The sequence below is a fragment of the Pseudoalteromonas ardens genome (assembly GCF_030125445.1).
Taxonomy (GTDB): domain Bacteria; phylum Pseudomonadota; class Gammaproteobacteria; order Enterobacterales; family Alteromonadaceae; genus Pseudoalteromonas; species Pseudoalteromonas ardens.
Map to the genome: position 1 here is coordinate 104400 of NZ_JASJUV010000010.1, position 17471 is coordinate 121870.

19 protein-coding genes and 1 tRNA gene are annotated in these 17471 nt (G+C 48.6%); 17 read left to right on the forward strand and 3 right to left on the reverse strand.

Annotated elements, in window-relative coordinates:
* The first annotated feature begins 103 nt into the window (after positions 1–103).
* Positions 104–1195: a glutamate 5-kinase gene (gene proB, locus QNM19_RS22315; RefSeq protein WP_049864549.1), complete on the forward strand. Its 1092-nt coding sequence runs from the start codon at positions 104–106 to the stop codon at positions 1193–1195.
* Positions 1192–2439, forward strand: coding sequence for a glutamate-5-semialdehyde dehydrogenase (locus tag QNM19_RS22320; RefSeq protein ID WP_049864548.1), 1248 nt, complete (start codon positions 1192–1194; stop codon positions 2437–2439). Before proB ends, QNM19_RS22320 begins: the two co-directional genes overlap by 4 nt.
* A 94-nt stretch (positions 2440–2533) precedes the next feature.
* Here the strand turns inward: QNM19_RS22320 and QNM19_RS22325 are convergent.
* Positions 2534–2609 (reverse strand) — tRNA-Ala (locus QNM19_RS22325).
* 128 nt (positions 2610–2737) lie between these two features.
* On the opposite strand from QNM19_RS22325, the gene QNM19_RS22330 reads away from it, so the two are divergent.
* Both QNM19_RS22330 and QNM19_RS22335 read left to right on the forward strand, forming a co-directional pair.
* Positions 2738–3130 (forward strand): putative periplasmic lipoprotein, encoded by a 393-nt coding sequence (locus QNM19_RS22330; RefSeq protein ID WP_049864552.1) that lies wholly within the window; start codon positions 2738–2740, stop codon positions 3128–3130.
* Positions 3127–3642, forward strand: a complete 516-nt coding sequence (locus QNM19_RS22335) for a prolyl-tRNA synthetase associated domain-containing protein (protein ID WP_049864547.1) — start codon at positions 3127–3129, stop codon at positions 3640–3642. The genes QNM19_RS22330 and QNM19_RS22335 overlap by 4 nt, the downstream gene beginning before the upstream one ends.
* A 6-nt stretch (positions 3643–3648) precedes the next feature.
* Here the strand turns inward: QNM19_RS22335 and QNM19_RS22340 are convergent, their stop codons facing one another.
* The gene (locus QNM19_RS22340) at positions 3649–4812 is read right to left on the reverse strand and encodes an MFS transporter (protein ID WP_049864546.1); all 1164 of its coding nucleotides are present in this window, start codon (positions 4810–4812) and stop codon (positions 3649–3651) included.
* Positions 4813–5029: 217 nt separating this feature from the next.
* On the opposite strand from QNM19_RS22340, the gene QNM19_RS22345 reads away from it, so the two are divergent.
* The 4 genes from QNM19_RS22345 (at position 5030) to QNM19_RS22360 (ending at position 8107) form a co-directional block, all read left to right on the forward strand.
* Positions 5030–5572, forward strand: a complete 543-nt coding sequence (locus QNM19_RS22345) for a DUF2058 domain-containing protein (RefSeq protein WP_049864545.1) — start codon at positions 5030–5032, stop codon at positions 5570–5572.
* Positions 5573–5673: 101 nt separating this feature from the next.
* Positions 5674–5994, forward strand: coding sequence for a c-type cytochrome (locus tag QNM19_RS22350; RefSeq protein ID WP_010384005.1), 321 nt, complete (start codon positions 5674–5676; stop codon positions 5992–5994).
* A 161-nt stretch (positions 5995–6155) separates the two neighbouring features.
* Positions 6156–6923, forward strand: coding sequence for a class II aldolase/adducin family protein (locus QNM19_RS22355; RefSeq protein WP_049864544.1), 768 nt, complete (start codon positions 6156–6158; stop codon positions 6921–6923).
* Positions 6924–6931: 8 nt separating this feature from the next.
* The gene (locus QNM19_RS22360; protein ID WP_010384009.1) at positions 6932–8107 is read left to right on the forward strand and encodes a mandelate racemase/muconate lactonizing enzyme family protein; all 1176 of its coding nucleotides are present in this window, start codon (positions 6932–6934) and stop codon (positions 8105–8107) included.
* A 242-nt stretch (positions 8108–8349) separates the two neighbouring features.
* Here the strand turns inward: QNM19_RS22360 and suhB are convergent, their stop codons facing one another.
* The gene (suhB, locus tag QNM19_RS22365; RefSeq protein ID WP_010384011.1) at positions 8350–9153 is read right to left on the reverse strand and encodes an inositol-1-monophosphatase; all 804 of its coding nucleotides are present in this window, start codon (positions 9151–9153) and stop codon (positions 8350–8352) included.
* Positions 9154–9435: 282 nt separating this feature from the next.
* Here suhB and trmJ point away from each other — a divergent pair, with 282 nt between their 5' ends.
* The 9 genes from trmJ to QNM19_RS22410 all read left to right on the forward strand — a co-directional run bounded on the left by trmJ (position 9436) and on the right by QNM19_RS22410 (position 17267).
* A complete protein-coding gene (trmJ, locus tag QNM19_RS22370; protein WP_010384012.1) occupies positions 9436–10158 on the forward strand; it encodes a tRNA (cytosine(32)/uridine(32)-2'-O)-methyltransferase TrmJ in 723 nt (240 codons plus the stop codon).
* Between the two features lie 267 nt (positions 10159–10425).
* The gene (iscR, locus tag QNM19_RS22375) at positions 10426–10917 is read left to right on the forward strand and encodes a Fe-S cluster assembly transcriptional regulator IscR (RefSeq protein ID WP_010384014.1); all 492 of its coding nucleotides are present in this window, start codon (positions 10426–10428) and stop codon (positions 10915–10917) included.
* A 23-nt stretch (positions 10918–10940) separates the two neighbouring features.
* Positions 10941–12155, forward strand: coding sequence for an IscS subfamily cysteine desulfurase (locus QNM19_RS22380; RefSeq protein ID WP_049864543.1), 1215 nt, complete (start codon positions 10941–10943; stop codon positions 12153–12155).
* Between the two features lie 53 nt (positions 12156–12208).
* Positions 12209–12592: a Fe-S cluster assembly scaffold IscU gene (gene iscU, locus QNM19_RS22385; RefSeq protein WP_010384017.1), complete on the forward strand. Its 384-nt coding sequence runs from the start codon at positions 12209–12211 to the stop codon at positions 12590–12592.
* 9 nt (positions 12593–12601) lie between these two features.
* A complete protein-coding gene (gene iscA / locus QNM19_RS22390) occupies positions 12602–12925 on the forward strand; it encodes an iron-sulfur cluster assembly protein IscA (RefSeq protein ID WP_010384020.1) in 324 nt (107 codons plus the stop codon).
* A 63-nt stretch (positions 12926–12988) separates the two neighbouring features.
* Positions 12989–13513: a co-chaperone HscB gene (gene hscB / locus QNM19_RS22395; RefSeq protein WP_049864542.1), complete on the forward strand. Its 525-nt coding sequence runs from the start codon at positions 12989–12991 to the stop codon at positions 13511–13513.
* Positions 13514–13573: 60 nt separating this feature from the next.
* Entirely contained in the window at positions 13574–15436 is a 1863-nt protein-coding gene (gene hscA, locus QNM19_RS22400; protein WP_049864541.1) for a Fe-S protein assembly chaperone HscA, read from the forward strand.
* 1 nt (position 15437) lies between these two features.
* Complete coding sequence (gene fdx / locus QNM19_RS22405; protein WP_010384025.1) at positions 15438–15776, forward strand: ISC system 2Fe-2S type ferredoxin; 339 nt, start codon at positions 15438–15440, stop codon at positions 15774–15776.
* Between the two features lie 60 nt (positions 15777–15836).
* Positions 15837–17267 (forward strand): NAD-dependent succinate-semialdehyde dehydrogenase, encoded by a 1431-nt coding sequence (locus QNM19_RS22410; protein WP_049864540.1) that lies wholly within the window; start codon positions 15837–15839, stop codon positions 17265–17267.
* The last annotated feature ends 204 nt before the right edge of the window (positions 17268–17471 follow it).

Sequence of the window (17471 nt, forward strand, 5' to 3'; positions counted from 1 at the left end):
CGTTGTTATCTTATCTTTTATGGTCGCGTAAGCTGACGAAGAGGTGTTGCAGTATCAACCAGGGTGCTGCGTGCATGAGGATATAAGGTAAAACGGAAAAAACATGTCAATCGAAACATCTCAACGCATCGTGATAAAAATCGGCAGTGCGTTAATTGCGCCAGAGCAGGATGGCTGTCGCTCTCGTTACCTGCTGAACATTGCTCAGTTCATCGTTCAGTGCCGTGCCAAAGGCAAAGAAGTGCTGCTGGTGTCATCCGGCGCAGTGGCCGCAGGGTCGCATTTGTTTAAGAACAAAGATAAAAGGTCGGTGGCGGTAAAAAAGGCCATGGCAGCGGCGGGGCAGACCGAAATGATCTCGACCTGGGAGCGTTTTTTTGACTTTCCTTCAGCCCAGTTATTGCTAACTCATGGGGATTTACGAGACCGTGACCGATACAACAATATTCGTGAAACATTGTTCACTTTACTGGAGCAAGGGATCCTGCCTATTATCAACGAGAATGATGCGGTGACAACGGATGATTTAAAGGTTGGTGATAACGACAATTTGTCAGCCATGGTTGCAGCGGCAGCAGATGCAGATTGTCTGATCATTTGTTCAGATGTGAATGGTTTGTATGACAAAGATCCGAATAAAAACGCGGATGCCAGGTTGTTAGATACGGTGGGTGAACTCACCCCGGAGATCTATGCAATGACGGGCGGCCCGACCAGCAGTGTTGGCACCGGAGGCATGAAAACTAAGTTACAGGCGGCGGAAAAAGCCACCTCTCATGGTATTGTGACTTATATCGTAAACGGGTTTAACGAAGATACCTTCACCGCATTGCTTAACGGTGCTAACCCGGGAACGCGTTTTCTGCCTTATGACACACCCATGCATGAAGCGCTGCACTGGATGACACACACTGCGTCAGAGCAGGGAGAGTTGATTGTTGAAGCTGGCCAGTTTGATGCTCTGAGCTGCGATGACATTGTTGCCGTCAATGGTGACTTTTCAGCGGGCGAAACCGTACTGGTCAGGAGCGAAGATGGTCAGAAGCTGGCAAAAGCAAACTGTAATTACAGCAGTTGTTTGCTTAATTTTATTGCCCAGCAGGATAAAGATATAGTGACCGAGCAGGTTCAGAATAGTATCGGGCCTGTTATCTCACAAAATGATATTGCCGTATTTGAGGAAAGAAATTCATGAGCTTAATTACAGACATTGCACATAATGCCGCACAGGCAGCGAAAACTCTGGCGCTATTATCCAGCACCCAAAAAGACGCGGTATTGCGTGGTATGGCGGGCGCGCTCAGAGCCAATATGGATGCAATCATCGGTGCTAACCAACAGGATCTGGCGGCGGCACGTGATAATCAGTTGCCAGCTGCCATGGTTGATCGCCTGACACTCACGCCCGAGCGCATTGAAGATATGGCACAGGGAATTGAAACCATTATTGAGTTACCCGATCCGGTTGGTACAGTGCGTGATTTAGGCTCACGACCCAATGGCATTGAGATCCGGAAAATGCGGGTGCCTTTGGGTGTCGTCTGTATGATTTATGAAGCTCGCCCAAATGTGACAGCAGATGCCGGCGCTTTGTGCTTTAAATCGGGCAATGGGGTGATCCTGCGTGGTGGTAAAGAGGCACTGCAAAGCTCGCTTGCCATTGCCTCTGTGTTACATACTGTGCTGGAAGCTCACGACCTGCCTAAGGCGTTGATTAGCGTGATACCTGATCCGGACCGCAGCCTGATGATGGAGCTGATGCAGCAAAAAGACTACATTGACCTGATCATCCCACGCGGTGGTGAAGGCCTGATCCAATTTGTGACCCAAAACAGTACTGTGCCGGTGATCCAGCATTTTAAAGGGGTCTGTCACCTGTATGTCGATAAGGATGCGGATCTTGATAAGGCGCTGCAGTTGCTACTTAACGGTAAAACCCAGCGCACCGGCGTGTGTAATGCACTTGAAGGGCTGATTGTCCATCAGGACATTGCTGAGCAGTTTTTACCACAAGCCGCAGAGGCTTTGCAGCAGCGCGGTGTTAAGATCAATGCCGATCGGGCGAGTGCTGGCTATTTCGACAATGCCACAGTGCTAGCGGATGATGAGTTTGGTGAAGAGTACCTGAGCCTGGAGATTGCCATTAAACAAGTAGCTGATTTCAGGGCGGCTGTGGCACACATTGATTGCTTTGGTAGTCATCACACCGAAGTGATCTGTACGCAGGATAGGCAGACTGCGGACTTGTTTCAGCGCAGCGTTGATGCTTCGGTGGTCATGGTGAATGCTTCATCACGGTTCAGTGATGGTGGTCAGCTTGGACTGGGCGCAGAAATTGGTATCGCAACAACCAAATTGCATGCTTACGGTCCGATGGGGTTGGAATCGCTGACGACTGAAAAATACCTGGTGAATGGCGACGGCCAGATCAGAAGTTGATTTTTACGGGTACAAGGATGACCCAGTAAACAGTTTAATGCGCTGATAACAGTCAGGTTAAGGAAAAAGAACTTCATAAGAGAAAGGCGGAAAGTGGTGGAGCTAAGCAGGATCGAACTGCTGACCTCCTGCGTGCAAGGCAGGCGCTCTCCCAGCTGAGCTATAGCCCCACTTCCGGTGTCGATTTGACGGTGAGAATTTAAAACATTTCGCTACTCAGCGTCAAGTCTTGGTCATAAAAAACTTGCCAAATAACCGCGTTGCTTTGATACACTGGGCAAAAAATACAGAGAAATTTATGATACGTGCGAGTCTACTGTTTGGCGCCGTACTGCTGCTCAGTGCTTGTAGCAGTAAGCCAGAGGTGCCACTTCTGGAAGTCGAAAGTCAACAACTACATCAACGCGTTAACGCGAAAGGGCAGGACGAGTTCGCGTTTGTTGTTACGGTCAAAGCTACCCCACAAATGAATCTGGATACCAGTAAGCCGGTATCCCGGCGTGATTTAAAGCGTTTTGCGGATCAGCAAAGAGTCGAGGACTCGCCAGAACTGAAACTCAAACTGGAAGACGAAGCGGTTGTCAGGCTTAAAAAAGCACTCAGTGATGCCCGTTACTGTGAGTCCGGCTACAAGATAGAGCAGGTGTTTTGGCGCGATCGCAGCGTGCAGTTACGTGGTATTTGTCAATGAGCACGCTGACTGTCTCTCAATTGGCGGCGTTGCTTAATAAGCTGGACATCATTTACCAGGCTTATCAGCATCCCCCTCTGGCAACCTGTCAGGATGCTGACAAGTTGGCACTTGAACGCGCCGGCACACGACTGAAAAACCTATTTTTACGCGACAATTATGGCCGACAACATATTTTGTTGGTCACCACTGCAAATAAACAAATTGACCTCAAGGCATTGTCTAAACAACAAGGTTTATCCCGGCTCGGGTTTGCGTCTGATAGTCGGCTGCAGCAGTATTTAGGGATAAAACCAGGCTGCGTTTCTGCGCTGGCGGTTGCCAATGACCCTGAGCAGCACGTCCAGTTATGGTTGGATGAGGCACTGAGTGATGCTGTGCTGTGGCAATGTCATCCTTTCGAAAATGACAAGACCTGGGTACTGTCTTTAGCTGATTTAACGCGTTTCTGGCAGCATACTGGTCATCAACCTGTGTGGCTGACTGTGCCAGAGCGGGTCATGACAGTGTGACTCTGGCTACGTTGATTTGTGTGTCAGGCTCGCTTTATCCGGCTCTGTTTGGCAGTAATTTCGCCACACCAGCAGTAAACCGCCGCTACACACAAACAGCAACGTAAGCAGAAAATAAACTAATCCCCAGCGCTGGTAAATGATGCCCGGCAGATAAGAGCCCAGCGCGCCGCCACAATAGTAAAAAGACACGTAGGCGCCATTGGTTACTGTGGCTTCGGCTTTACTGAGTTGATTGGCCAGGGGGGCTGCACTGGCATGGATCATAAACATGCAGGCGCAAAACACAGTAAACAGCACTAGAAACAGCCAAAAGTGATGCCACAGCATGCCCACTATGGTCAGGCAGTATAAAGCAAACAAGCCACTGAGGATCTGCCACATACTGGTCGATAATTTACTGAGCAGTGGGGTCGACAAAGACAAACACGCGCCGATCAGATACCCCGTATAAACCCACCCAATCAGACGAGGGTCGCTTACCTGGTAGTCATTGCTGAGAATGAAAGGCAGGTAGTTGAGCAGCGCCGCAAAGCAAAAAAACATGCAAAATACCGCGCCATAGAGACTCAACAAATTTACCTGCTTCAGGGGCTTGAGATAAGCCAATGGATGATTCGCCTGACTACTCACCGCCTGAGCACGCGCTGGTTTGATCCGCCATGCCAGCAACACAAGCATCACAGCATTGAGCAGATAAAAGCTTTGCCAGTTGAACCACACGGCAAAGTTGGCAGCCAGTGTACGACCCAGATAGCCGCCAACTATGGTGCTGCCAATGTACCAGCTCATCGTGCGTTTGAGCTGGCTGTGTTGGTAGGTGCGTCCCAGGTATCCCGTCATGGCGGTCAGCGCAGCCGGGAGTAGTAACCCTTCAGCAAAGCGTATTGCAAGCATCCACTGAAAGTGCCCGCTGAGCGCAAACCCAACGCAACACAGTGCCAGCAGCAACATCACGACTTTGATGATCTTCAGTGGATTACGTTTCGTAAATAATAACCCGTAGCAAATAGGTGCAATTGCCAGCGGTAGCATAGTCACTGACATAAGCATGCCAGATTTTGCAGGTGTTATCTGATACTGGTGTGCAAACACCGACAATAACGGCTGGGGTGCGTACAAAACGCAAAAAATGGCGACGGAGCACAACAACAAGTGCGGCAGAGACATAACGCATCCACAATAACCAAATAGCGCTCAAATTATGCCTGTCAGATAATGGAATTGCGAAGCCAATTAGAGAAAACTTGCGGTAAATCATATTTTTTAGTTCAGACTCTGTTAGATTTTTGGCTAATAAAATTTTTCTTCCGTATCGGCCAGCAGCAGTGGTCAAATTCGTCTACTGCGTTAAAATAGCGTCAGTCTAGATTTATGGAGTGGCATTATGGGATCTCTACAAGATCAACTTTTGAAAGCGGGCCTGACCACCGAGCACAAAGCGAAAATTGCGAAGAGTGAAAAGCGCAAATCTCAGAAGAAAAAGAAAAAGAAAGGTGCAACCAGCGACGTCAGTGATCTGCAAAAACACATTGAACAAACCAAACAGGCACAACAGCAAAAAGCCGAAGAGCTGAATAAGGCTAAGCAGGCTGAACTAAAAGAGCGCGAACAGGTCGCCCGGGTTAAGCAAATTCTGGAACACCATAACCAGGAAGAAATTCGCGGCAATGTGACCTTCAACTTTACTTATGAAAGCAAAGTTAAAGAGCTGGATGTGAATGCCCAGACGCAGCAAGCCTTGGCGAAAGGTCGACTGGCAATTTGCGTACTTGAAGGCCAGTTCTACGTGTTACAGGATGAACCTGCTCGTAAGATTGCAGAAGTCGATGAAAAGTACATCGTCTTCCATGTGGAAGATGGCCAGAGTGATAAGGACGAAGACGATCCTTATGCAGACTTCGAAGTGCCTGATGATCTGATTTGGTAGGTACCCTGGCTGCACCCATATGCTCACCGTCATTGGTGTATGGATAACAGTGCGGCATAGACTACACTTGAATTGATCCGTTATATTAGAAGAGAAAAGATATGAGCAAGATGAAACAATTAATGTTAGCCAGTGGCCTGGCCGTTGCTGCCCTTTCTGCCGGTACAGCCAGTGCTGCCGATGGTAAGGCCTTGTACACGGCGAAGATGTGTCAGACGTGTCATGGCGCAGAAGGTAAAGCACCTATCATGCCTTTGTATCCTAAACTGGCCGGCCAGAATAAAGAATATTTGCTGGCTCAGATGAAAGACATCAAATCTGGCGCGCGTAGCAATGGCATGTCAGCAGCCATGAAAGCTATGACTGCGAACGTGTCTGACGCAGAGCTGGAAGCCATTGCCGATTACCTGTCTAAACTATAGTAGGCTGGCAACATTAAAAAAAACCACCGCTTGCCGGTGGTTTTTTGATCCACATCGACGATTATGCTTTCTTCCGGATTGAATCATTGCATCCCGGAGGTGAGTGTTTTAGACTTCTATACATCCAAATTACATTGGGCTTTATAACAAAAGGAACAGCCATGTTTGAATTGCCAAAACTCAATCTTAAAGACAAAGTCAGTGAGCAAGAGTGGCGACTGCGTGTTGATCTGGCGGCGTGCTATCGTCTTGTTGAGCATTTTCGCTGGGGCGACTTGATCTACACACACATGTCAGCCCGTTTACCTGGCACAGATCATTATCTGGTGAATGCATTTGGTCTGAGTTTTGATGAGGTTACCGCTTCTAATCTGGTGAAAGTGGACCTGCAAGGCAATATTCTGGACGACACGCCTTTTGAAATAAACCCGGCCGGCTTTACTATTCACAGTGCGATTCATGAAGTACGAGAAGATGCCCATTGTGTGATCCATCTGCATACCAAAGAAACCATTGCCGTTGCGAGTCTGGAAGGGGGTCTGTTGCCGCTCAGTCAGCACAGTATGTTCTCGCTGCCTTCTTTGTCTTATCACGAATATGAAGGGTTGGCCGTGAATGAGGCCGAAAAAGCGCGGCTGCAGAATGATCTGGGCACCACCAACCACATGCTCTTGGTTAACCATGGTGGTTTAACGGTGGGGCCAACGGTCGGCGATGCCTTCATGCGTTTTTATGATCTGCAACGTGCCTGTGAGATCCAGGTCGCGATCCAGGCAACGGGTCGTCCGGCGATTGAAGTGCCGCAGCCCATTCAGGATAATATTTATAATCAGGCAAAAGTGGTGCACAGTGGTAGCACCGGTGGCCAATTAGCCTGGCCTGCCATGTTGAGAAAGGCATACCGCCTGGATCCTGGCTTTGCCGAATAGGAGTCAAAATGAAAGTTAATCGCGTCGAAGTGTTTGATATTCACTGTCCGGACAGACCAGCCTGGACCCCGGTTTTTGTTCGCATCCACACCGATGAAGGTATTTCTGGTGTAGGTGAAGCGGGCCTGGCCTACGACCTGGGACACAGTGCCGCTGCAGCCATGATTAAAGAAATGGCAGAAGCATTTTTAATTGGTCATGACCCATTCCAGACCGAAATGTTGTGGGCTCGCATGTTGCGTGAGAGCTTCTGGGGCTTAGGTGGTGGACCTGTAGTGTATGCTGCCATGAGTGCCATTGATACTGCCTTGTGGGACATCAAAGGTAAAGCATTGAACCTGCCGGTATATCAGTTACTGGGCGGTAAAGTGAATGATGAGTTGCGTACTTACGCGTCGCAATTGCAGTTTGACTGGGACAGTGAATTTAAAGCATTGGTACAGCCTCACGAATATGCTGAGGCAGCACACAAAGCGCTGGCAGAAGGGTATGATGCAGTCAAAGTCGACCCCATCATGTACGATAAAGACGGCAATACATACTACGACCGTACTAAATTGATCTCGCGCGGCGAAATGAAGCTATATCGGGCACGTATGCAGGCGATCCGCGAGGCAGTGGGCGATGAAGTGGATATTATTTTCGAATGCCACAGTCTGCCAGGTGCCACGTCTGCAATTCAAATTGCAGAAATTGCAGAAGAATTTGACTGTATGTATTACGAAGAGCCAGTCAATTACCTGAACCACTCGCTGCATGCCAAAGTCGCTAACAAAACTGCGGTGCCGATTGCCGGTGGCGAGCGTTTGTATAATCGCTGGGATGTTCGTCCTTACTTTGAAGATCAGAGTATTGATGTATTGCAGCCGGATATTGGTTTATGTGGTGGTTTTACTGAGACCAAAAAGGTCTGTGATTACGCCGATATTTTTGATATTCGCATTCAGGCGCACGTCTGTGGCGGACCTGTTGCAACGGCTGCTTCATTGCATCTGGAAACGGCCATTCCTAACTTCCTGATCCATGAGCACCATACTTATGCGATTAAAAAGTGGAACCGTGAGTTATGTCTTCAGGATCCTCAGCCAGAAAAAGGCGTATTTAAGGTCTCTGAAGCGCCGGGGATCGGCATTGAACTCAATGATGAAGTAGTGATGCGCTCGGCCCGCGTTGAAATTAAGTAATTCAGGTTTAATGTCAGATATAAAAAAACCCAAACACATGTTTGGGTTTTTTAATACCAATTTGCTTAATTAAGTGTTCTATTTTGAGGCGAGAAAATATGGTCGATAACTAGGCAAAAATTTGCGAACTAATACCTTAGGTAAAGGCTCTAAATGAGAAATTTTTAACACAGTTAGCGTCATATTTGCTCCGTCAAATTGAACAGGTATTAAGTGAAATTGGTATAACTTTTGCGTCCAGCTTACTTAAGTAGTGACTCAGTCAATACTGGGCGAATTTCTTTTACAATCGCCTGGCACAGTTTAGGGGCACCACATACAATGTTTCCACTGTTGTTGTAGTTGGCACCGCCAGCGAAGTCCATCAGCATGCCGCCGGCTTCTTTAACCAGTAGTTCACCCGCTGCTGTGTCCCAAGGCTTAAGACCGATCTCGTAGAAACCATCGATACGACCCGCAGCAACATAGGCCATGTCCAACGCCGCAGAACCGGCGCGACGGATATCAGTGGTTTGAATAAACAGGGCTTTAAAGGTTTCAGTGTAAGCGTCCAGGTGATGCTTTTGTTTGAACGGAAAGCCTGTTGCCAGTACAGAACCTGCTAGTTCAGTACTCTTAGTAACGCGAATACGTTTGCTGTTCAATTGTGCACCCTGACCGCGAGACGCTGTAAACAGCTCATCACGGATTGGATCGTATACAACAGCTTGTTCGACGCGGCCTTTTACTTTCAGCGCGATAGAAATAGCAAAGTGTGGAATGCCCTTGATGAAGTTAGTGGTGCCATCAAGCGGGTCAATAACCCAAAGGTAATCGGCTTGCTTGCCATCTGTGTGGCCAAGCTCTTCACCGACAATTGCATGCTCCGGGTAGGCTTTTAAAATTGTGTCGCGGATAACCAGTTCCGCTTCTTTATCTACGTTTGTTACGAAGTCGTTTGAACCTTTTTGTGAAGTCTCAACCTGAGACATGTTTTCACAAGCACGTAGAATCACCTTACCCGCGTTACGCGCAGCGCGTACCGCAATGTTTAACATTGGATGCATAGCATTACCTTTGAATTGTAAAAGAACTAAAAATTTCGAGCCGGCGTATTCTAGCGATTTTTGCTGCAAAGTAAATAACCCTTAGCCAAAAATAATGTGCTTTTTTTAACCAGATTGAGAAAGTGATTTAAATTCAGCCAGTTTAGATGAGGTGATTAGTGTGGTGGGGCTTACACTTATAAAGACCCTTTGCTATTCAGGTGCGTCTGGTCCGGATTTTACTATCTGGCGAATTCGCGTTTGTGCTAAACTCCGCCATTATTTTTTCATGAGGCATAAGACATGGCATTAGAAGACATTCGCATTGTACTGGTAAATACCTCCCATTCAGGCAATATCGGCTCGGTTGCACGCGCAATGAAAACCATGGGGTTATCGAAACTCTACTTGGTGGATCCAGCGTGTGAGGTAGACAGCCATGCCAGCGCTTTGGCGGCCGGTGCAACTGACGTGCTGGGCAATGCGGTTCAGGTAGAGAAACTCGAAGACGCCATTGCAGATTGTGCCTTAACCATAGGTACCAGTGCGCGTTCTCGTACTTTATCCTGGCCTATGGTTGGCCCGCGTGAGTGTGCTCAAAAGCTGGTAGATGGTGCAGAGCAAACCCCGGTTGCATTGGTGTTTGGTCGTGAAAATAGCGGTCTTACCAACGAAGAGCTGCAATTGTGCAATTACCACGTGTGTATTCCGGCAAACCCGGAGTACAGCTCACTGAACCTGGCTATGGCGGTGCAAACGCTGGCCTATGAAACCCGTATGACCTACCTGGATCGTCAGGAACAACCTGTTGAGCTGGACGACGCGCAGTATCCTACTTCTCAGCAAATGGAACTGTTCTATGAGCACCTTGAGTCTACTCTGAATGACACCGGTTTTATCATTAAGCAGCACCCGGGCATGGTCATGACCAAGCTAAAGCGCCTGTTTAACCGAGCTCGTCCGGAAGATCAAGAGCTCAATATTCTGCGTGGTATTTTAAGCTCAATAAATAAATCAATAAAATGATGGGGTTAGCGTTTTGGCATGAGATATACCAAAGCGCTGCAATAATCTCATGCGTAAATACTTGACTAAAATACTCAGGTAATTACAATGTCCATAATACCTGAGGAAATTAGTCGGGTATTTTGATAAGCGCAGATTGAACACGCTAGGTAAGTACCTACCTACGTGTTATCCGCATAGCACAGGGCGATTGGTTGTTGGTTAATACTTGACTATCTTAGTCAGGTAATTACAATTTGCGCCTTGATAACTTTTCTGGGGGCACGCATGAAACTGACTTCAAAAGGCAGATATGCAGTGACAGCGATGCTGGACGTCGCACTACACGCAAATATTGGACCCGTGCCTCTGGCGGATATTTCCGAACGTCAGGAAATATCTCTGTCATACCTGGAACAATTATTTGCCCGTTTGCGTAAACACGGCTTAGTGAGCTCTGTTCGTGGACCGGGTGGCGGCTATTTGCTGGGCCGCGACGCGCATACTATTTCCGTTGGCGATGTGATCGCTGCGGTCGATGAATCCGTAGATGCGACTCGATGTCATGGTGAAGGAGGCGGCTGCCAAAGCGGTATGCGCTGCCTTACTCATACATTGTGGTCAGACTTAAGTATGCGTATTGAAGAATTTTTAAACAGCATTTCCCTCGCCGAGTTAGTCGCTAATTCCGACGTGCAGTCTGTTGCAACGCGTCAGGATAATGGGGTTAACAGTGCAATGAAGCAATTAGAGAATATTCAAGTGAGTTGCCAGCTGTAAACTGGCGTCTAGCGGAGAAAGAAATGAAATTACCGATATATTTAGATTATGCAGCGACCACTCCGGTTGATCAGCGTGTTGCAGACGAGATGATGCAGTGCCTGACTATGGATGGTAATTTTGGTAATCCAGCCTCACGTTCGCACCGTTTTGGGTGGCAGGCAGAAGAGCTGATTGACCAGGCGCGTAATGATATCGCTGATTTAATCAACGCAGACCCGCGTGAAATTGTTTTCACTTCAGGGGCAACCGAATCAAACAACCTGGCAATCAAAGGTGCGGCTAACTTTTATCAAAAGAAAGGTAAGCACGTAATTACCGTGAAAACCGAGCACAAAGCTGTGCTGGATACCTGTCGAGAACTGGAGCGTCAGGGCTTCGAAGTCACCTATATGGAAGTCGAAGAAAACGGTTTGCTGGATCTGAAAAAGCTGGAAGCCGCAATTCGCGAAGATACCATTCTGATCAGCGTTATGCACGTTAACAATGAGCTGGGTGTGATTCAGGACATCGCTACCATCGGTGAGATGTGTCGCGAGCGCAAAATTATGTTCCATGTGGATGCTGCGCAAAGTGCCGGTAAAGTAAAGATCGACCTGCAACAGCTGAAAGTCGACTTTATGTCTTTCTCTGGTCACAAAGTATATGGCCCTAAAGGGATCGGTGCTTTGTACGTTCGTCGTAAGCCGCGTGCACGCCTTGAAGCGCAAATGCACGGTGGTGGTCATGAGCGTGGTATGCGTTCAGGTACACTGGCAACCCACCAAATCGTGGGCATGGGCTCTGCTTTCCGTGTGGCCAAAGAAGATTTCGAAAAAGATCATGCCCACATCAGCACGTTGCGTAAGCGTTTGCTGGACGGCGTGATGGATATGGAAGAAGTGTATTTCAATGGTGCCATTGACCAGTCAGTGCCAGGTATTGTTAACCTGAGCTTCAACTTTGTTGAAGGTGAGTCACTGTTGATGGCGGTTAAAGACATTGCCGTGTCATCAGGTTCAGCGTGTACATCAGCGAGCCTGGAGCCGTCTTACGTATTGCGCGCACTGGGCCGCAACGATGAACTGGCACACAGTTCAATCCGCTTCAGCATCGGTCGTTTTACCACTGAAGAAGAAATCGATTATACCGTTAAGCTCATCAAAGACTCGATTGGTCGTTTGCGTGAGATGTCACCGCTGTGGGAAATGTTCAAAGATGGCGTTGACTTAGATGCAGTTGAATGGGCACACCATTAAGCAAATCCGTGTATAGCAAGTTAATACTATAGGCAGGTAGTGAGGAAAGAATTATGGCGTACAGTAACAAAGTAATTGATCACGTGGAAAACCCACGTAACGTTGGTTCATTAGACAAGAATGATCCGAGTGTCGCAACGGGTATGGTTGGCGCACCGGCATGTGGCGACGTGATGAAGCTACAGATCAAAGTATCAGGTGAAGGCATCATCGAAGATGCAAAGTTCAAAACGTACGGCTGTGGTAGTGCTATCGCATCATCGTCGCTGGTTACTGAGTGGGTTAAAGGTAAAACACTGGATGAAGCAGGTGAAATCAAGAACACCGACATCAGTGCTGAACTAGAATTACCGCCAGTGAAAATCCACTGCTCAATTCTGGCAGAAGACGCAATTCAGGCTGCAATTGCAGACTACAAGAGTAAACAGGCGAAGTAAGAGATAACTATGGCAGTGACACTGACAGAGTCGGCAGCAGGCCGAGTACAGACTTTTTTAGCCAACCGTGGTAAAGGCATTGGGCTGAGAGTCGGCATTAAAACGACCGGCTGTTCAGGTCTTGCCTATGTACTTGAGTTTGTAGATGAACTGGACGAAGGCGATGAAGTTTTTGAAGAAAGGGGCGTCAAAATCATCGTCGATGCTAAGAGTCTGGTTTATATCGACGGCACTGAGCTGGACTACACGAAAGAAGGTTTGAACGAAGGGTTTAAGTTCATTAACCCGAATCAAAAGGACGAGTGTGGCTGCGGCGAAAGTTTCACCGTATAATCTCTTTTGTGACTAACAACTCTAAAGCCCTGCCTTGGTAGGGCTTTGCTGTATTGGATGCGTATGCGATATTTTGACTTATTCGATTTACCGGTCAGCTATCAGGTTGACCTGGCAGCTTTAAACCAGCGTTATTTAGATCTGCAACGTGCCGTTCACCCCGATAAGTTTGCCCACCTAGGTGAACGAGAAAAACTATTGGCGGTGCAAAAAACGGCTGAGATCAATGATGCTCTGGCGGTACTGAAACACCCAGTAAAGCGCGCTGAATACATGTTGAGCGAGCGTGGCGTTGATATCCGTGCTGAGCAACAAACCTTGCAAGATCCGGCGTTTTTGATGCAGCAAATGGAGCTGCGCGAGGCGCTGGAAGAGATTGCACACAGTACCGACCCAGAAGCAGAAATCGAGTCCTTTGAAGCGCAAGCCAGACAATTGGAGCAGCAATATAGTGCTGGTCTGGGTGAGCTGTTGGTTAGTCAAGACGAAGCGGCCTTGCAGCGCGCGGCGGATCATATTCGCAAACTCAAGTTTGTTTATAAGTTGAAAGACGAGCTATCTCGGATAGAAGACAGCCTATTCGACTGATTCATGCGTTGTTGCTGCGTAGTACAGCGACAACCAGCTTCACCAAAGTGAAAGAGCATTATGGCATTATTGCAAATTGCTGAGCCGGGGCAGAGCGCGGCACCTCATGAACATAAATTGGCCATCGGGATCGACCTGGGCACCACGAATTCTTTGGTTGCTACGGTTCAAAGTGGCGAGGCCAGAACCCTTAGTGACCTTAATGGCGATGCGATGTTGCCATCGGTCGTTCGTTACCATGGTGAGCAGATCAGCGTCGGCCAGACGGCACAGCAAGAAGCCGCACTGGACCCGGAAAACACCCTGATCTCAGTGAAACGCTTTTTAGGTAAAACGGCGCAAGACATTACCAGCAGTTATGGTCAGCTGCCTTATACCTTTGTTGAGCATCAGGGCAGCCTGGCGGTTCAGACCTGTGCAGGTCCAATCAGTCCGGTGCAGGCATCGGCCGAGATACTCAAATCACTTCATCAGCGCGCCGTTGAGAGTTTCGCTGGGGAAGATGTGATGGGGGCCGTGATCACTGTGCCTGCCTACTTCGATGATGCGCAGCGTCAAAGCACCAAAGATGCCGCTGAAATTGCCGGCCTGAAGGTATTGCGCTTGCTTAATGAGCCCACGGCCGCGGCAGTGGCGTATGGTCTGGACTCAGGTCAGGAAGGGATCATTGCGGTTTATGATTTAGGTGGTGGTACCTTTGATATTTCCATTCTGCGCCTGAACAAAGGGGTCTTTGAAGTGCTGGCCACGGGCGGTGATTCAAGCCTCGGCGGCGATGATTTTGATGCGCTTTTGGTCACTGTTTTTCAACAGCAAACCGGGCTGACAGACCTGTCTGCTAAAGAACTGCGTTTGTTTATGAACAAAGCGAAGGCCTGCAAAGAAGCACTGACCAGCTATGAAACGGTGAACGTGAAGCTCCCTGTTCGTGATCAGGAGTTTACCGTAACCATTACCCGTGATCAGTTTGCCGAACTGGCAGACGCTCTGGTTAAGAAGACGTTGCGTTCATGTCGTCGTGCATTGAAAGACGCCGGCGTTGAAAAAGAGCAAGTACTGGAAGTGGTGATGGTCGGCGGTTCAACCCGTATGCCGGTGATCCGCAATGCCGTTGAAACCTTCTTTAGTAAGCCGCCATTGACGTCCATTGACCCAGATCGCGTGGTGGCCTTAGGTGCGGCAATCCAGGCGGATATTCTGGTGGGTAATAAACCCGATTCAGATATGCTATTGCTGGATGTTTTACCATTGTCATTAGGCCTTGAAACCATGGGTGGCCTGGTTGAGAAGATCATTCCGCGCAATACCACTATCCCGGTTGCTCGTGCGCAGGAGTTTACGACGTTTAAGGATGGTCAGACAGCCATGTCTTTGCATGTCTTGCAGGGGGAGCGTGAACTGGTTGATGACTGTCGTTCTTTGGCTAAGTTCAGCCTCAAAGGTATTCCCCCTATGGCAGCGGGGGCGGCTCATATTCGTGTCACATTTAAAGTGGATGCGGATGGCCTGCTAAGTGTTTCAGCCATGGAAAAATCAACAGAAGTACAGGCTGAGATCCAGGTTAAGCCATCGTTTGGCCTGAGTGATGACCAAGTTGCCCAAATGCTGAAAGACTCGATGAGTAATGCCAAAGAAGACATGCAGGCGCGTATGCTTAAAGAGCAGCAAGTTGAAGCATTGCGCGTACTCGAAGCCCTGGAAGCGTCGCTGGCGACCGACAGTGGCCTACTCAATGAGCAAGAGCTGAGCGCATTACGCGATGCGATGGCTGAGCTCGATAACGCACGACTAACTGCCACCGATCCTCAAGCGATCAAAGCGGCAATCGAACAGGTGGATGAGGCAAGCAGTGAGTTTGCATCACGCCGTATGGATGTATCAATTAAACACGCACTGCAAGGTCAGTCGGTAGACGAGGTGTAATATGCCACAGATTATCTTTTTACCCCACGAAGAACTTTGTCCGGAAGGCGCAGCCATCGAGGCTGAATCCGGCAAAACGGTACTGGATGTGGCACTGAAAAATGGCATCAGTATTCCTCATGCCTGTGAAAAATCATGTGCCTGTACAACTTGCCACGTGGTAATTCGTGAAGGGTTTGATTCGCTTGAAGAAAGCGATGAACTGGAAGATGACATGCTGGATAAGGCCTGGGGTCTGGAAGCAGAATCCCGACTGGGCTGTCAGGCAGTGATTGCCGACGAAGATCTGGTTGTGGAAATACCCAAGTACAACCTCAATATCGTCAACGAAGAACACTAATTCGTTGTTATCACAGGGCCGCATAATGCGGCCCTGTTCAGTTATGTAAGGAGCGCAGGTATGACGCATCACACTGAACAAGCGCATAGTTGGGTTAATGGCAACCCCTGGCAGTCAAAGCAACAGTTAACGGTGATTAATCCTGCCACTGAGTTGCCCATCGCCACGGTCTCTATGGCAGATCATACCGCGACCGAACAAGCTTTGAAGGCGGCGCAGGCCTGTTTTGACACCCTTAAGCAGCGCACGTCACAGCAGCGTGCTGCAGTACTGGAACGCTGGTATCAGCTTATTTTGGGCAATGAAGCTGCGCTTGCAGAGCTGATGTGCAAAGAGCAGGGCAAGCCGCTCAAAGAGGCTGTCGCAGAAGTCAGATATGCCGCAGGGTTTGTTCAGTGGTTTGCTGAGGAAGCACGGCGCGCCTATGGTGAAGTGATCCCATCACATAGCCCTGGTCACCAGCTCATGACCATTAAACAACCGGTTGGTGTGGTACTGGGGATCACACCCTGGAACTTCCCTCTGGCCATGATCACGCGCAAGGTGGCTCCGGCTTATGCTGCGGGTTGTCCGTTTATTTTAAAGCCTTCTGAAGAAACTCCGTTGAGTGCGATTGCACTGGCAAAACTGGCGTTAGAGGCCGGATTTGAAAGCGCGGCGTTTCAGGTGCTCGTGACCGATGATGCCAAGGCGCTAGTTGCTCCTTTACTGGCAAGTCCGGTGGTGCGAAAACTGACTTTCACAGGGTCGACTGCGGTAGGTAAAAAGCTTCTTGCACTCAGTGCGGATACAGTTAAGCGCACCTCAATGGAGCTGGGCGGGAATGCCCCTTTCATTGTCTTTTCCAGTGCCGACGTGCGAGAAGCTGTGGCTGGCTTGATGGTGGCTAAATTCAGAAATGGCGGGCAGACCTGCGTGGCGGCCAACCGAGTGTTTGTCCATCGTGATGTCCACGATGCGTTTATAGCAGCATTGATTGATAAAGTCGCTCAGTTGGTTGTTGGTGACGGTTTAGCGTCGGGCACCGATATTGGCCCGTTGATCAACCGCAAGGCCAAAGAAAAAGCACTGCAATTGGTTGAAGATGCGCTTGCTCGAGGTGCTAAGCAGGTCTATCGGGGAACACCTTGTGTTGGCCATTTTATGGCTCCAACTGTGCTACAGGGGGTCACTGAAGAGATGGATATTTACCATCAGGAAATTTTTGCACCGGTTGTCAGCATCATAGCGTTCTCGGATGAGCATTCAGTGGTGCGTCAGGCAAACAGCGTCAATGACGGACTGGCTGCTTACTTCTATTCTCAGGATGTAGCGCAGATCCATCGGGTATCATTGGCACTTGAATATGGCATGGTTGGGGTCAATGAAGGGGCGATTTCAAACCCGGTTGCGCCATTCGGAGGCGTGAAACAATCCGGGTTGGGAAGAGAAGGGGCCAAAGAGGGCTTACAGGAATTCCTGGAAAGCAAGTACCTGTGTCAGAAATTCTAGGATGAATTGTTCCGTTATATGGAACTTTAACCGCGCAGACGTGAGTATGATGCGAATAGAGCTACAGCTTTATTCGCAAAAAAAATTAAACTTATTTAATTATATCAATTGATTATGGTTTTTTCGCTTGACTTGAACCCGCATTGTTATCATGTACCTGTTATCTCACTTTTTACAACGGCTTTTAATTTCTGCTGAAGCTAT

Excerpts from the sequence above, each read along its gene's own strand:
- QNM19_RS22355 (WP_049864544.1), top strand. The coding sequence starts at position 6,156 with ATGTTTGAATTGCCAAAACTCAATCTTAAAGACAAAGTCAGTGAGCAA.
- QNM19_RS22345 (WP_049864545.1), top strand. The coding sequence starts at position 5,030 with ATGGGATCTCTACAAGATCAACTTTTGAAAGCGGGCCTGACCACCGAG.
- hscB (WP_049864542.1), top strand. The coding sequence starts at position 12,989 with ATGCGATATTTTGACTTATTCGATTTACCGGTCAGCTATCAGGTTGAC.
- trmJ (WP_010384012.1), top strand. The coding sequence starts at position 9,436 with ATGGCATTAGAAGACATTCGCATTGTACTGGTAAATACCTCCCATTCA.
- QNM19_RS22340 (WP_049864546.1), bottom strand. The coding sequence starts at position 4,812 with ATGTCTCTGCCGCACTTGTTGTTGTGCTCCGTCGCCATTTTTTGCGTT.
- QNM19_RS22330 (WP_049864552.1), top strand. The coding sequence starts at position 2,738 with ATGATACGTGCGAGTCTACTGTTTGGCGCCGTACTGCTGCTCAGTGCT.
- iscR (WP_010384014.1), top strand. The coding sequence starts at position 10,426 with ATGAAACTGACTTCAAAAGGCAGATATGCAGTGACAGCGATGCTGGAC.
- suhB (WP_010384011.1), bottom strand. The coding sequence starts at position 9,153 with ATGCATCCAATGTTAAACATTGCGGTACGCGCTGCGCGTAACGCGGGT.
- QNM19_RS22380 (WP_049864543.1), top strand. The coding sequence starts at position 10,941 with ATGAAATTACCGATATATTTAGATTATGCAGCGACCACTCCGGTTGAT.
- QNM19_RS22350 (WP_010384005.1), top strand. The coding sequence starts at position 5,674 with ATGAGCAAGATGAAACAATTAATGTTAGCCAGTGGCCTGGCCGTTGCT.
- iscA (WP_010384020.1), top strand. The coding sequence starts at position 12,602 with ATGGCAGTGACACTGACAGAGTCGGCAGCAGGCCGAGTACAGACTTTT.
- QNM19_RS22335 (WP_049864547.1), top strand. The coding sequence starts at position 3,127 with ATGAGCACGCTGACTGTCTCTCAATTGGCGGCGTTGCTTAATAAGCTG.
- proB (WP_049864549.1), top strand. The coding sequence starts at position 104 with ATGTCAATCGAAACATCTCAACGCATCGTGATAAAAATCGGCAGTGCG.
- QNM19_RS22410 (WP_049864540.1), top strand. The coding sequence starts at position 15,837 with ATGACGCATCACACTGAACAAGCGCATAGTTGGGTTAATGGCAACCCC.
- QNM19_RS22360 (WP_010384009.1), top strand. The coding sequence starts at position 6,932 with ATGAAAGTTAATCGCGTCGAAGTGTTTGATATTCACTGTCCGGACAGA.
- QNM19_RS22320 (WP_049864548.1), top strand. The coding sequence starts at position 1,192 with ATGAGCTTAATTACAGACATTGCACATAATGCCGCACAGGCAGCGAAA.
- hscA (WP_049864541.1), top strand. The coding sequence starts at position 13,574 with ATGGCATTATTGCAAATTGCTGAGCCGGGGCAGAGCGCGGCACCTCAT.
- iscU (WP_010384017.1), top strand. The coding sequence starts at position 12,209 with ATGGCGTACAGTAACAAAGTAATTGATCACGTGGAAAACCCACGTAAC.
- fdx (WP_010384025.1), top strand. The coding sequence starts at position 15,438 with ATGCCACAGATTATCTTTTTACCCCACGAAGAACTTTGTCCGGAAGGC.